This is a genomic window from Saccharibacillus kuerlensis DSM 22868 (assembly GCF_000378145.1).
Lineage (GTDB): Bacteria > Bacillota > Bacilli > Paenibacillales > Paenibacillaceae > Saccharibacillus > Saccharibacillus kuerlensis.
Genome location: NZ_KB899278.1, coordinates 1 through 12,711 on the forward strand (window position 1 = coordinate 1; position 12,711 = coordinate 12,711).

General features: G+C 51.2%; 11 protein-coding genes. 5 read left to right on the forward strand and 6 right to left on the reverse strand.

The window, feature by feature from the left end:
* Nucleotides 1–477 precede the first annotated feature (477 nt).
* The 3 genes from F456_RS0102965 (at nucleotide 478) to F456_RS0102975 (ending at nucleotide 3,604) form a co-directional block, all read left to right on the forward strand.
* On the forward strand, nucleotides 478–1,800 hold the full coding sequence (locus F456_RS0102965) for an ABC transporter substrate-binding protein (RefSeq protein WP_018975516.1): 1,323 nt from the start codon (nucleotides 478–480) through the stop codon (nucleotides 1,798–1,800).
* A 101-nt stretch (nucleotides 1,801–1,901) separates the two neighbouring features.
* Entirely contained in the window at nucleotides 1,902–2,774 is an 873-nt protein-coding gene (locus F456_RS0102970; protein ID WP_018975517.1) for a carbohydrate ABC transporter permease, read from the forward strand.
* A complete protein-coding gene (locus tag F456_RS0102975) occupies nucleotides 2,774–3,604 on the forward strand; it encodes a carbohydrate ABC transporter permease (RefSeq protein WP_018975518.1) in 831 nt (276 codons plus the stop codon). Before F456_RS0102970 ends, F456_RS0102975 begins: the two co-directional genes overlap by 1 nt.
* A 231-nt stretch (nucleotides 3,605–3,835) precedes the next feature.
* Here F456_RS0102975 and F456_RS0102980 read toward each other — a convergent pair whose 3' ends face one another.
* Entirely contained in the window at nucleotides 3,836–5,017 is a 1,182-nt protein-coding gene (locus tag F456_RS0102980) for a serine hydrolase domain-containing protein (protein WP_018975519.1), read from the reverse strand.
* A 244-nt stretch (nucleotides 5,018–5,261) separates the two neighbouring features.
* On the opposite strand from F456_RS0102980, the gene F456_RS24195 reads away from it, so the two are divergent.
* Nucleotides 5,262–5,429: a hypothetical protein gene (locus tag F456_RS24195; RefSeq protein WP_157059981.1), complete on the forward strand. Its 168-nt coding sequence runs from the start codon at nucleotides 5,262–5,264 to the stop codon at nucleotides 5,427–5,429.
* Nucleotides 5,430–5,664: 235 nt separating this feature from the next.
* Here the strand turns inward: F456_RS24195 and F456_RS0102990 are convergent, their stop codons facing one another.
* The 3 genes from F456_RS0102990 to F456_RS0103000 are packed head-to-tail and all read right to left on the reverse strand — an operon-like array spanning nucleotide 5,665 to nucleotide 9,505.
* Nucleotides 5,665–6,738 (reverse strand): ABC transporter ATP-binding protein, encoded by a 1,074-nt coding sequence (locus F456_RS0102990; RefSeq protein ID WP_018975521.1) that lies wholly within the window; start codon nucleotides 6,736–6,738, stop codon nucleotides 5,665–5,667.
* A complete protein-coding gene (locus tag F456_RS21655) occupies nucleotides 6,735–8,414 on the reverse strand; it encodes an ABC transporter permease (RefSeq protein ID WP_018975522.1) in 1,680 nt (559 codons plus the stop codon). Before F456_RS21655 ends, F456_RS0102990 begins: the two co-directional genes overlap by 4 nt.
* A 56-nt stretch (nucleotides 8,415–8,470) precedes the next feature.
* Complete coding sequence (locus F456_RS0103000; RefSeq protein WP_018975523.1) at nucleotides 8,471–9,505, reverse strand: ABC transporter substrate-binding protein; 1,035 nt, start codon at nucleotides 9,503–9,505, stop codon at nucleotides 8,471–8,473.
* A gap of 293 nt (nucleotides 9,506–9,798) precedes the next feature.
* On the opposite strand from F456_RS0103000, the gene F456_RS0103005 reads away from it, so the two are divergent.
* The gene (locus F456_RS0103005; protein ID WP_018975524.1) at nucleotides 9,799–10,752 is read left to right on the forward strand and encodes a sugar-binding transcriptional regulator; all 954 of its coding nucleotides are present in this window, start codon (nucleotides 9,799–9,801) and stop codon (nucleotides 10,750–10,752) included.
* Nucleotides 10,753–10,904: 152 nt separating this feature from the next.
* On the opposite strand, the gene F456_RS0103010 is transcribed toward F456_RS0103005, so the two are convergent.
* Together F456_RS0103010 and F456_RS0103015 are read right to left on the reverse strand one after the other, a co-directional pair.
* Nucleotides 10,905–11,810: a DUF4261 domain-containing protein gene (locus F456_RS0103010; RefSeq protein ID WP_018975525.1), complete on the reverse strand. Its 906-nt coding sequence runs from the start codon at nucleotides 11,808–11,810 to the stop codon at nucleotides 10,905–10,907.
* A gap of 89 nt (nucleotides 11,811–11,899) precedes the next feature.
* A complete protein-coding gene (locus tag F456_RS0103015; protein WP_018975526.1) occupies nucleotides 11,900–12,652 on the reverse strand; it encodes an esterase family protein in 753 nt (250 codons plus the stop codon).
* Nucleotides 12,653–12,711: the final 59 nt, after the last annotated feature.

Below are 12,711 nucleotides of genomic sequence, written 5' to 3' on the forward strand. Positions count from 1 at the left end.
CTCAGTTTTTCGCTGCAAACGGGCTTACCTGGCTTGCAAGGAACGAGGCCGCTGCCTCTTCCTCCTTTCAAGCTTCGCCCGTTCTTGCTGACTGATAAGATCGGACAATACTGTCCGATCTTATCAGTCCAGTTCAGTATATTACACCTCAACAGTCAACCACAGCCATGTACCCTCACCTACCAACCCCCTATAATCTAAATATGTAAGCGGATTCAATAAATCAATGTTTCCGACGTGTCATTCTAGTCCTCAGCTTTATTATTCAAGTTTGTATCTGGATTCATCATACGCATTCAGACTCAGCTTCATTGTGCCGACTCAGACTCATCGTACACATTCAGACTCAGCTTCACCGTGCCGGCTCAGACTCATTATTCAGATTCACACTGGGATTCATCGTTCAGACTCGGATTCAGATCAATCATCTAGACTCAGACTCATCATTCAGATCCATCATTCACAGGGGGCGATATTATGAACAGAAAAACAAGTAAATTTGCAGCAGGACTGCTGGGAGGGCTAGTCGCCATCTCGCTGACGGCATGCGGAGGCAACGCTTCTCCGGGAGGTTCGACGGCAGCAGGCGGAAGCGGGAGCAGCAGCGGAGGAAGCGGGTCAACCATCGAATTGGCCATTTCCAAAAGTTCGCAGGACTCCATATTTGTGCAGCAGGATCTGCTCGATGGTTTCGAGGAAGAAACAGGCATTAAGGTTAATCTGCAGCTCCTCCCGGCTGAACAAACGGCGACCGTACTTCAAACGAAGCTCGCAGTCGACGAGACGCCGGATATTGTCCAATACAACCTGGCCAGCGCGACAACGGACCTTAATCTGGAGCGCAACTTCGAGATCCTCGACGATGAGCCTTGGGTGAGCCGATTGGAGAACAAGGAAGTGCTCTCCGCTTACGGACATGTTTACAGTTTCCATCTTAGTCAGGATACCGGCATGCAGGGCGTCGTTTATAACAAAGACATGTTTGAAGAGCTTGGCTTGACCGTTCCAACGAACTTTGAAGAGTTCCTCGCAGTATGCGAGAAGATCAAAGCTGCAGGCATCACACCGGTATTCATGCCGTTCAAGGACAACTGGGCCGCCAACGTTTGGCCGGCTGCCGCTTTTGCGGATTATGCGGAAAAGAACGATCCAACGCTCTTCGAAGATATTAACTCCAACAAGAAGAAATGGTCCGAAATACCGGCTTTCGCAGACATCCTGCAGCAGCAGTATGAAGTTTACGAAAAAGGCTATACCAACGGCGATATCCTGAGCGACAGTTATGATATGGCGGTAGGCAAATTCCTGAATAAAGAAGTCGCAATGATGTTTATGGGAGATTGGCTGATCCAGAACGTGAATGACAATGATCCGTCTATGAATCTGGGCGTATTCCCGATCCCTTATGCTCCCGATGCCAAACTGGGTGCCAGCCCGCTGGGCGGTCAGCTGTTCATTCCGAAAAAAGCCAAAAACATGGAAGCAGCCAAAAAGTTTTTCGAGTATGCGGCCCGTAAAGATGTAGCGCAAAAAATCATCGATGAACAGAAATTTGTATCAAACTTCAATGACGTGACAACACCGGAGCTGCCGGAGTACAAGCAGGAGATCGTCGACAATTACATTACACCGAAAAAAACGGTACTGACCGTAGACGCACACATGCTGGTTGACCGCAGTGAGTTGTATCGTCTGCTCCAAGACCAATTTGCCGGAGGCATTGACGCCCAGGGCGTGCTTGCCGCTTGGGACGAGAAATTCGCCCAGCTGATGAAGGACAAAGAAGTCGAAGGATTCTAATACGCTGCAGTACCGTTTCAAATTTCGTTCAATAAAGACGTCCGAAGGACGGGGGCCGGTCGTTCGGTCCCCTGTTCTCTCGCGCACTGGAGTGTGAAAAGATGAAAATATCGAGAAAACTGTACTCCTATTACTTGGTCTGGCCTGCCCTGCTGATCTACTGCGTCTTTTTCGTTCTTCCCGCTATTATCGGGCTGTTCTACTCATTCACGGACTGGCGGCTGGACCGGGTTGGCATCAAGTTCATCGGCTGGGAAAACTTCGAACGCATTTTTACCGACAAAACGCTGCTGCTCGCGATCAAAAACACGCTGATCTTCGCAGTCGCTACCGTAATCGGTAAAAATCTGATCGGTCTGGCTCTCGCAATCGGATTGAATATGAGACTCAAATCCCGCAATATGCTCCGGGCTATTTTTTACTCTCCATCTATTCTCAGCGTACTGGTCATTAGCATTGTATTTACGCCTATGCTGCGCTCGGAAGGCACGATCAACCGGATCTTTGAATCGCTCGGCCTTGATTTCCTGAGTCAGAACTGGCTGACCGATCCGCAGATCGTCATCTGGACCGTAGCCGCAGTTTCGGTCTGGCAGCACGCCGGTTTTCAGATGGCAATCTACCTGGCTGGTCTGCAGTCCATTTCAAAAGACTACTATGAAGCCGCTACCATTGACGGAGCCGGTGCCTGGAGAAGCTTCCGCAGCATCACCATTCCTCTCCTACTGCCTGCGATCAATATTAACTTGATGCTGACCCTGATCGGCGGTTTGAAAGTCTTTTCCGAAGTATTCGTTCTTACCGGCGGCGGACCGGGCAATGCTTCCCAGGTCGTCGGTACAATCATTCTGCGTTCATTCGGCGAAGGCAGCTGGGGGCTAGGTACGGCGGTCAACACGCTGTTATTCGCAGCAGTAACGATTATCGCCATACCGCTGCTGATCTTCATGCGCCGCAAGGAGGTATCCGAATAATGAACTATACCCGTCAAATGGCTTGGCGCAATTATATCGTCGAAGGGTTCCTGCTTCTGGCGTCGCTGATTATCATTCTGCCTATGTTGATTATGATTTTCGGCAGCTTCATGAACAATATCGAAGTATTGAAATTCACGCTGCGGCTGCCGAGCGAATGGCACTTTTCCAACTATGCTACAGTATTCCGCGAAGGCGGGTTAGCCCGGGCGTTCTGGAACGGCATGCTGATCACTGGGGTCTCCTGTGTGGCAAATATTGTTACTTCCTCGGCCGCAGCATTCATTCTGACTCGCCGCGAGAGCAAGCTGTCGAACTTTCTTTATATGTTCTTTTTCATGGGTCTTATCGCACCAATGTCCGTTATTACCACCATTCGCGTTGTGCAGTGGCTCGGTTTTTACGGCAGTATCTCAAGTGTCATCTTGATCTATGCTTCGCTCAATACGGCGTTCAGCGTCTTCCTGTACAGCGGATTTATTCGTTCTATTCCGAAAGTGCTGGACGAAGTGGCTTTTCTCGAAGGGGCAGGCACACTCAGCGTGTTTTTCAAAATTGTGACCCCATTGATTCTTCCGGTCAACGCTACAGTAGCGATTATGGTCTTTATGTCGGTCTGGAACGATATTACGATCCCGCTCTATTTCCTGACCGACAGCTCCGATTGGACCATGCCGCTCTCGGTTTATAACTTCTACGGAAAATTCAGCCGCGACTGGAACCTGATCTTTGCCGATCTCGTCTTGACGTCGCTGCCGGTATTCATTCTGTATCTGTTCTGTCAGAAGTACATCATCAGCGGGCTGACAGCCGGTGCGGTAAAAGGCTGATCGCCGCTTTCGCGCCTGAATTGACTTGAATAAACTTGCATATGTGATTTTAATAAAAGAATAAAAAGAGAAAGGAAAAGGAAACAAGCCCCGATCTGCGGATCGAGGCTTGTTTTGAGTATGAGTTTGCATAATTGATGGATTAGCCCAATCTACCGAAGGCTGAATCTGGGTGTTTTCCGAACCACTGCCTTAAAGAGAATCAAGCAGATGTTCCCCTATTCGCTCATATTATTCATTTTTGAATAACACTTCTGCTACCAGATGTGCTGCACGATCCGTACTCAGCTCACCTAATCCGATCATCTGCTTGATCTGACCCGCGAAGCTGACTCCCCGGTTGGACAGAATCACAAAGCCGGACTGCAAATCCCGATTGAATGCTGCAAAGCTGCTCGATCCATAAGTCGCACCGTTATGCCAATGCGTAACGGTACCGTCTTTTCGCATGGAACGCATCCAAGCGTAACCGATCCCTACTCCTTTGGAGGGAGCGACGGAAGCCTGCTCATTCTGGCATGCCAGCAGCGAAGACTCAAACGATGCAGCCGCCGGATGTTGGCCAAGCTGTGCTTCCAGGTACGTCAGCATGTCCCGAGCCGTAGAGCGCACTGCTCCCGCACCGGCCATCGCGGAAGTGAAATCCCAGTGACGTACCGGGCGACCGCCGGGAGCAAAGCCGGGAACCGTCAAGGTGTCGGATGACGCAGGTTCGTTTCCGCCGGAAACATTTTTAGCCGCCCCACTGCCGGTAGCTTCGTTCGACGAAGAAGTGTTCGGCTGAGTCCCTTCAATGACCGGCATAATTGTTGCGTTCATCCCGAGCGGATCGAATAGTTCCCGGCGCAGTGCTTCGTGCAGCGGCACACCGGAAATACGGCCTAAAGCCCAACCAAGCAGACCGTAACCGTAATTCGAATATTCATGCTTGGACCCGCTGCGGAATTTTTCTTCGAGTACAGCTTCAATCAGATCTTTCTCGGTATAGGCTGCGTAGGGATTAGTTTTGTCTCTTTTGGCTAAGACTTGGTTTTTCGCAAGTCGAGTCAATCCCGATGTATGCGTGGCCAGCTGCCGAAGTGTAGCCTGACGGGCAAAATCGCTGCTTTCCAGCTCGGGAATCAGCTTCGCCAACGTGTCGGAAGGCTGCCACAACCCATCCTGCTCCCCCTGCGCCAAGCGGAAAGCAGTCATTGTTTTCGTGATCGAGCCGATCTCGTACCGGGGCTCGGGCCGCTTTTTATTTTTGTTTTTGTTCTTACTTTGATTTCCCTGCTCAGTCGCATTACCTTCGGGCGTCCAAAAAAACTTCTCTCCACGGACGATCCAGGCGATCGACGGGGAATGGTTCGGCAGCGCCGACCAACGTTTAATTTTTTTATTGTTTTCCAGCATATCTCTAACGGCATCCATAAGGAAAGCCCTCCTGTTCTTAATTGACTACGCATGCAGAGGGCAAGTGCTGCATTGGGTCATACCATATAATAAGATCTTCCAAGCTGCAATCTTCGAGGAGATCCGAAGATGTTTCGCTTTTTCTTCATCTTTGCACTTTAGTAGAGCCGTATCGAAAATAACATCCAACGCAATGCCAACAGGCATTCCGAGCGCCAGATTTCCGAAAATAATCCCAGCAGCATGCCGAAGGCTGTTCCGAGTGCAATTCGATGCCGATCTGTCTTTTGTCGGCTGCCTGCTCCTCTTCTCCCTGCTTGCCCGCATGACGTTACTGATCATTATTCCGGCTCCTGCTCACTCTCCTTCCGGATTCCTGCCGGACAGTCCGGCACTGTCAATCTGTCTGCTATCTTTCATGGTAAAGTAACAGGAGTCGGTTTGCAATTTTGGGCAGTAGGAGCGGTGGTTTGTCGGTGTGCTGTAACATTTTATCCCTAACATAAAAAGCCTATTTCGAATCTCCCAGGAGACGAAATAGGCTTTTTATAACGCATGGATAACAGCTTATTCAACAATCTCACACTCGATTATTGAACAAGAAACTCCATCTTCATGTAATAAACCATTAGTCATTAGTCCGTACTGAACCGCTTAGTCCGCTGCTAGACCTGACTAACATAACGAACATTTGTCTTCCGCTCCGCCTGAGGCAGTCTGATCGACACTTCTTCGCCCAGCTTGAACGAAGAGGACGAGATCACTTCCCACTGTCCCCGGTCGGTACGAACATCGTAATGGAATTCCTTGCCCTGGAATTGGACATTGGCAATGACGCCTCTCAGCATTCCGGGTCCAGGCTGTCCAAGTTCCAATTGATCCGGTCTGACCGGATAATGCCCGCTCTGCCGGAAGCTCTCCGCAACTTCAAGCCCTGCCCAACCGATTGCTATATTCTCGCCCTGGGGTACGAAGATGTCTTCCTGCCAGCTTCCCGGGATCAGATTGGACTTAGAAACGAACTGCGCAACGAATTCATTCTGCGGACGCAGGTAGATGTCCTGCGGCGTCCCGCTCTGCTGGATTTCTCCGTCCTTCATGACTACAATCCGATCAGCCATCGCAAGCGCCTCTCCCTGGTCGTGTGTCACGTATACGACAGCGGTACCGGTCGTGCGGTGCACTGACTGGATTTCTCTCCGCATGTCCATGCGCAGCATAGCATCAAGGCTGCTGAGCGGCTCGTCCATCAACAGCAGCGCCGGGCGAGCTGCGATAGCCCGGGCAATGGCGACGCGCTGTTTCTGTCCGCCGGACAATTCATGCGGCATCCGCTGCGCAAGCTTTTCCAATCCAACCAGCTGCAGCACTTCGTCGATTCTCGCCTTCTCCTGCTTCCGAACTTCCGGCGGCGTCTGCTTGTGATTCCGAATCGGGAAACGCACATGTTCGGTTACGTTCATATGCGGCCACAAGGCAAAATTTTGGAACACCATACCGATATGACGCTTCTCCGGCGGGAGGCTGTTCGAGGAGGAAGCGACCACTTTCCCATCTATGACGACTTCTCCGCCGGTTGGCCGCTCAAATCCTGCCAGCAGACGCAGCAGCGTCGTTTTCCCGCAGCCCGAAGGCCCCAGAATCGCGACAAACTCCCCGTCCCGAATAGACAGATCAATAGATTTAAGCGCACGGAAATCGCCGAACGATTTCTCTACCCCTTTGATTTCAATACTCATGACAGTCTCCCCCCTCTCCTGCGGCGCAGCATCTTCTGGGTCAAGCCAAGCAGTCCGGCACCGACAAAGATCAGGAACACGATCAAGCTGGACAGCGCGGTGGAATAGAGTGTGCTGCCCGCTTGTTCGAATCCGAAGATCGTCACGCCGATTGTCTGCGAACCTGACGAATACAATAGAGCCGAGACGGTCAGCTCTGTCAGTGCAGTTAGAAATACGAGCAGTCCTCCGCCAAGCAGCCCGGGCAGAATCAGCGGCAGCAGTACGGACTGCCAGCGCCTGCGTGTTCCTGCACCCGACACGCTCGCCGCCTCCTCAACCGCCGGATCGATCTGCGAGAACGCCGTCACGCTCGATCGGATCTGCAGAATAAGGAAACGGCAGACGTAAGCGATCAGCAGCAGCGTCGTCGTTCCATAGATGCCCGGATTCCAGCCTGGAAGAGGTTCCATCCAGGTCAAGATCATCGATAAAGCGAATACGATTCCCGGCAGCGTGTAGGGCACCGAGATGGCCAATTCCGCAAGTCCGTTCATTTTGGAAGGCCGGCGCACGCGGAAATAAGCGATAGCTGTTCCAATCAGCAGACAGATCATCAGCGCTGCAATCGACAGCATAAAGCTGTTTTGAATCGAACGCCAGGTGCTTGCATTTTCCAGCAGAATATACCGGTAATTGTCCAACGTAAGATTACTTAAGCTCAGACTGCCTCCGTAAGATCGGCGCAGCGACAGCAAGATCATCGACAGAAGCGGCACCACACTCATCAGCAGCAGACTTCCCCAAGCGAGGGGCATGATCCACAACCGGTGACGGCCCAGAAAATAACGCGGCTGCTCGTCCGGCAGATACGTCTCACCCTGTTTGCTTTTGCGGACGCTCAACCACTGCAGCAGTGTGCCGACAATGGCAATCAGTCCAAGCACAACCGACAGCGAAGCGCCGCGGGCAAAAGCCGAAGGGCCAAATCCGATAATTTCTTCATAAATCAAAGTACTCAGCACACTGATATTGACCGGCGTGCCAAGAAAAGCGGGAATTCCGAAATTGTCGAGCGAAGCCAAAAAGACCAGCAGTCCGCCTGCGGTGATACCCGGCAGCGCCATAGGCAGGGTGATTTTGAACAGCACCTTAAGCCTTCCCGCTCCGCCCGTTCCCGCTGCCCACTCCAGATCTCTCGAAATTTTCTTAAGCACATTGACCGTGAACAGATAAACGAGCGGAAAATGATGGATACCCATCACGAAGATGATTCCGCCCATGCTATAGACACTCCACGGACGTGCTCCCGGATCCAATACATTCAAAATTTGAGCAACCGGCCCCTGAACGCCCATAAATGAAGACCAGGACAAGGTCAAGACATAAGACGGCAGGATAAAACACAGCAGAATCAGCAGATGCATCGCTTTCTTCCAGCGAATGTCCGTATAGGCCATCAGCCAGGCAGACGCAGTGCCAAGCAGCAGCGACAGCAGCGTCGAGCCCAGTACCATAATCGCCGTGTTCCACAGCGCGTCCCAGAACCGCTTCTGTTCCAGCAGCTCAGTGTACACGCCCAGTGACAAGCCGTTTTCCCCTTGTACACTGAGCAGAACCAGCCGGGCAATCGGCAGTACGAAGAAGAACAATACGGCAGCGGCCGTGAGCAGCATCCAAAGTTTTCGCGTGTTCATCCTACAGCTTCCTTTCCCGTTCATTCGGCAGTTCCCTTACCGGATATCATCCAATTTTAGCCGCCGAACAGCTCCGTAAATTTCTTTTTGTCGTCTTCGCGTTCAGCAGTCAACGTTTTCAGATCCGCGCTCATCAATTTCATTTCCTCGAGAGCTCTCAGCCCTTGAGGCGGCGCAACGCCTTCGCGTACCGGTGTATATCCGATTTCAGCCGCCAGAGTCTGACCTTCTTCGGAGAGGACGAAGTCGACAAAATTCTGCGCAGCTTCCATGTTTTTAGCATCTTTCATAATTCCGATCGGTTCGGTGATAACGGGTACGCCTTCTTCCGGATAGATCAGCTCGATCGGCGATCCTTTTTCCTTCTCGCGGGCAACCATATAGTCCACGACTACGCCGTAGCTCTTTTCGCCGCCGGCTACCGCTTTCAGTACCGCTCCGTTGCCTTTGATTACGGAAATATTGTTATTTTTCAACGCCTGCATATAGTCCCAACCGAATCCGTCTGTCCGTGTAAAAACGCCCACGTTATAAGCGGCCGCTCCCGAATACAGAGGACTCGGCATAATCGCTTCATTTGCCGCTCCGGCTTCTCCAAGCGCTTTCCATGAATTTGGCAGACTGCTCACTTTGTCCGTATTGGCAGCCAGAATGGTCGCAATAACTTTGGTTCCTGTATAAGTACCGTCAGGATCGGCCAGTTCGGAAGGGATCTTATCCGCTTCAGGAGATTTGTAAGTCTCCAACATCTCCTGCTCTTTCAACGATTCGAACGTTACGGAATCCGCTACAAGCAGTACGTCCGCCTGCACCTGTCCCGCCTGTTTCTCCGCCTGCAGCTTGGCTACAACTTCTTCCGTACCGGAGCGGAACGTCTCGACTTTGACATCCGGGTAGCGCGCATTGAACGCCGAGACCAATTTGGCCGCGTCTTCTTCCGGCTGCGAGGTGTAGAACGAAATGGAGTCTCCGCCGGATGCTGCGTTCGACGCTGAACCGGAAGCACTTTCTCCTCCGGCTCCGCATCCGCTGAACAGCATAGCTGCCGATGTGGTCATAAGCAGGGTAGACAGTAGTCTTTTTTTGAACATGAAGATCTCTCCTCTGTAATGGTAATGTTTTTTTATAATGATCTTTTGTATAACGATCTTCTTCGTAACCGATTCCCATATGTATCTTTCACATTTGTTCATGGATAAAACAATTGTAACCCTGCTTTATTTGTTCTGCGTCACTCCAATGTAAGGGGGCTGTAAAAGATCCCGGGAGCGAAGCTTTGTTACCCGGTGCCGCTTTTTTATCATGTATACTAATTGAGAAAATAGGGGAAGACCTGTACGGATTGGCGCTTTTCGATTCTTCTACTTAAAAGGTGGGCCAATTTATGAACATGAAAGACGAACATTTGAAATTGATAACCAAAATTTGCAAGCTCTATTATTATGAAGCGTGGACGCAGGAAAAGCTGGCGGAGAAGTTCGACATTTCCCGGCCCCAAATCTCCAAAATGATTCAGAAAGCACGAGAGATCGGCATTGTGGAAATTATTGTGCGTGACGACCCCTTTCAAACTTCAGAACTGGAAAAGGAATTGGAACATCGCTACGGACTTAAGCAGGTTCTTGTCGTACCTACCCGTGATCTCAACAAAGAATCGGTAACGGGGGCAGTTGGGCGCGCGGCAGCGCATTTTGTACAGAGATTAATTAAAAGCGGCATGCGTATCGGGGTTTCTTGGGGGAATACGCTTTATCATATGGTTCGCGAGTTTCCTCTGGACAAAAAAGACGACGTTCGAATCCTCCCGCTGATTGGCGGAACCGGAAATGTGCGTACCGAAGTTCACTCCAACTATATCGCTTACGAGCTGTCCAAAAAAATAGGAGCCTCCTGCGGTTCGCTGTATGCTCCCTTTCTGGTGGAAAGTGATTCGCTGTACACACAGGTTGTCGCAATGCCCGGCGTATCGGACGTACTGCGAGATGCGCAAAACATTCATCTGGCTCTGGTTGGTATCGGAAATCCATTCTCTATGTCGACGATGGAACGATTCGGATATTTGAGCGAAACTTCGCTGCAAGAACTTCGGGAGCTCGGCACTGTTGCAGACATTAATTCACGCTTTATTGACGGAAATGGCCGCATTGTCGATCATCCGATCAATCGCAGAATCGTCGGTATGAATCTGGACCAGCTCAAAGGGGTGAACAATGTGGTCGGTTTCGCATTTGGCCAGCATAAGATCGAATGTATTCGGGCCGCACTGCGAGGCAATTACCTGCATATGCTTGTGACGGATGAAGCAACGGCTGCCAAAATTGTTGGAACAACGGATTAAGGCTTTTCTTCCAGCACAAAAAGCGTCGGAGGATTTCTCCTCCGACGCTTTAGGTTATTAAGAAAGTCTTATTCACTGCGGAAACTTAATGACTGCGAGAGAAATTCGTTCCGGTCGCATGTTTGATCGAAAAAAAGGGCATTTTAAAAGAGTTAAAACCCTTCGATCTTCATCGTCATGCCTTCAAGCGCCGCACCTGCCGAACGGTTCAGCGTGAGCGACTGCCCTTCTTTAAACGCAATATTTTCCCCGCCCTGGAACCGAATACCGCGCTCAATCGAATAGGCTGCCACCGAAAACATCAGCTCGAATGTCTCGGCCGCGGAACGCTGTGTATTCAGCAGTTCCAGCTCGTCGCCTCCAAAGTCCTGCATACCGTGCGTGTAAGAAGAGCCGCCCTGTTTGCCTCCGTACAGCCCGACAAATACCCACAGATTGATCGGAAGCAGACCATCCTTCAGCATGTCCGCACTGGCCAGATAAGCTGATCGGCTGACAATCATCGGAGCGGAATAGACGGCCAGCGCATTCGGCATATTCCCAATCAGCGCAGCAACTACTTTGGTCAGGAACTTGTGCCCTTCTGTCCCGTCTTCAACGTTGATCGCTGTAACCCGCATATGTGCCGCGTATCCTTCGATCTCGGCTTCGGAATTCGGCCACATCGTGTTATATTTGCAATTCTGCTCCGCTTCCCGGTTCGGCAGCGGATTGGGAACGAAATCGGCCGTAACGGTCATTTCCCGATAATGAACAATAATCCGTCCTTCATGAATGCCGCCCCGTACTTCGGCCTCACGCTCACGCAGCGACTGTGCAAACTGCTGCAGACCGAGCTCCGGCGAACGCAGCAGAATATGACGGACCAACCTTTTCGTTCCCGGCCGCTGTTCCGGTACCCGGGTCCAGTCCTTGCGGATCTCTTCTTCTTCACTCTGCGCGATTCTGCGGTTTCCAGTCGGCGCATCGGCTCTGTGAGATCCGGTACCGCGTGTCTCTCCAGATGTCTCTGTCTGGTCAGTCTTGTCCTTTTTAAACCATTTCGAAAAAAAACTCATTCTGTCGGCTCCTCTCCGCCTTACGGCAGTGAACCGACATCCGCCGCACCGGACGTCGGTTCCAGTTGTTCGAAATAATGATCTGCGCCCTACAGCAGCTCGCTCATATAATACCGAATCTGCTTTCTCCACCAATGCCAGTCGTGATCGACGTTGTATCCCCAGAAGTCTACCCTGGCAGGAATAACCTTGTCCTGCAAAGTGTCCCGCAGCTTCGCCGTCTCGTCGCGCATCTCGTCCTCCCACGCACCTTGACCGCAGCATAAAATAATCCGTTTCCTCCGGTACTGTTCGAGCAGATTGTCGTCGTTAAGAGCTGGCAGATAATCGAGCGGCGAATTGAAGTAGACCGCTCCATCCCGATAATCGCCGAAGAAATGCTGCACCGAATATACCCCGCTCAGCGCCAGCAGCGTATCGAAATACTCCGGATGCCGGAAAAAGAAATTCCCGCTGTAATAAGCTCCCATCGAACAGCCGCTGATCAAAATCTTCTGCTCGTCTCCTCCGTTGTTCGCCATATTTTCGCGCAAAATGCCCGGAATCAGCTCCTGGACGATATAAGCGTCATACTGCTCATGGCGGTGAATACGGTCCTGTATATTCCAATGCGGCGAGAAGAACGTTTCTTCGTCAATCGTATCGCACGTCCAGATCTGAAGTTTTCCTGCATCGATCCATTCCGCGAGTTCTTCGATCATGCCGGAATCTTCGTATTGGTAAAAGCGTCCAAGCGAAGTCGGAAAGACGAGCATCGGCTTGCCCCGGTCTCCATACACTTTATATTCCATGTCGCGACCGAGCGCCGGACTGTATTCTTTTCGATAATGTACCGTTACCATATTCGCATATCCCGCCCTTCCCGACTAATTGCATATGAACGACAAACGCAAACACAGCT

Coding starts and splice junctions, on each gene's coding strand:
- F456_RS0102965 (WP_018975516.1), top strand. CDS start 478: ATGAACAGAAAAACAAGTAAATTTGCAGCAGGACTGCTGGGAGGGCTA.
- F456_RS0102970 (WP_018975517.1), top strand. CDS start 1,902: ATGAAAATATCGAGAAAACTGTACTCCTATTACTTGGTCTGGCCTGCC.
- F456_RS0102975 (WP_018975518.1), top strand. CDS start 2,774: ATGAACTATACCCGTCAAATGGCTTGGCGCAATTATATCGTCGAAGGG.
- F456_RS0102980 (WP_018975519.1), bottom strand. CDS start 5,017: ATGGATGCCGTTAGAGATATGCTGGAAAACAATAAAAAAATTAAACGT.
- F456_RS0102990 (WP_018975521.1), bottom strand. CDS start 6,738: ATGAGTATTGAAATCAAAGGGGTAGAGAAATCGTTCGGCGATTTCCGT.
- F456_RS21655 (WP_018975522.1), bottom strand. CDS start 8,414: ATGAACACGCGAAAACTTTGGATGCTGCTCACGGCCGCTGCCGTATTG.
- F456_RS0103000 (WP_018975523.1), bottom strand. CDS start 9,505: ATGTTCAAAAAAAGACTACTGTCTACCCTGCTTATGACCACATCGGCA.
- F456_RS0103005 (WP_018975524.1), top strand. CDS start 9,799: ATGAACATGAAAGACGAACATTTGAAATTGATAACCAAAATTTGCAAG.
- F456_RS0103010 (WP_018975525.1), bottom strand. CDS start 11,810: ATGAGTTTTTTTTCGAAATGGTTTAAAAAGGACAAGACTGACCAGACA.
- F456_RS0103015 (WP_018975526.1), bottom strand. CDS start 12,652: ATGGTAACGGTACATTATCGAAAAGAATACAGTCCGGCGCTCGGTCGC.